At 63.9% G+C, this 776-nt stretch carries 1 protein-coding gene; it reads left to right on the top strand.

The window, feature by feature from the left end; all coding sequences use genetic code 11:
* Positions 1-68: 68 nt before the first annotated feature.
* Positions 69-776, top strand: a 708-nt coding sequence (locus CDO81_RS27430) for an IS5 family transposase (protein ID WP_088486441.1), incomplete at its 3' end; no start/stop codon positions are given.

Genomic DNA, 776 nt, shown 5'->3' with positions numbered 1-776 from the left:
GGAAGGTCTGCAAAACCTCTCGTCAATCCGACTGGTGCGAGGCCTGAGCGTCGGGGACGATGGTGGGCATGGATCAGATCACGCTCGGCCTTGACCCGCTGCCCAAGAAGACCCGCAAGGAAGTCTTCCTCGACGAGATGAACCAAGTCGTGCCGTGGGCAGAGCTGGTGGCGCTTGTTCAGCCGCATGCGCGCGGCGCGCACCAGGCACTGGGCGGTCGACCGCCTTTTCCCATCGAGACCATGCTGCGCATTCACTGCTTGCAGCTGTGGTGGAACCTCAGCGATCCGGCGATGGAAGAAGAGCTGCACGAGCGCCCGCTGTACCGCCGCTTTGCCGGGCTGCAAGGCGCGGCACGCATGCCCGACGAGAGCACCATCCTTCGCTTTCGCCACCTGCTGGAGAAGCATCAGCTCGCGCCACAGATGTTGGCGCTGATCAATGCGGGCTTGGCGCAGCAAGGTCTGCTGCTCAAGACGGGCACTGTGGTCGACGCCACCATCATTGCCGCGCCGAGTTCGACCAAGAACAAGGACGGCGAGCGCGACCCTGAGATGCACCAGACCAAGAAGGGAAACCAGTGGAGCTTCGGCATGAAGGCCCACATTGGCGTAGATGCCGAGTCGGGCCTGGTGCACACCGTCATCGGCACGGCCGCAAACGTCAACGACGTGACGCAGGCAGCAGCGCTGCTGCACGGCCAGGAGAAGGTCGTGTTTGCCGACGCAGGCTACCGGGGCGTGGCCAAGCGCGAAGAGGCCAAAGACCTGGAGGTG

It is taken from the genome of Roseateles puraquae (assembly GCF_002205845.1).
Classification (GTDB): Bacteria; Pseudomonadota; Gammaproteobacteria; order Burkholderiales; family Burkholderiaceae_C; genus Pelomonas; species Pelomonas puraquae.
This window is presented reverse-complemented; position numbering and strand designations above follow the sequence as displayed.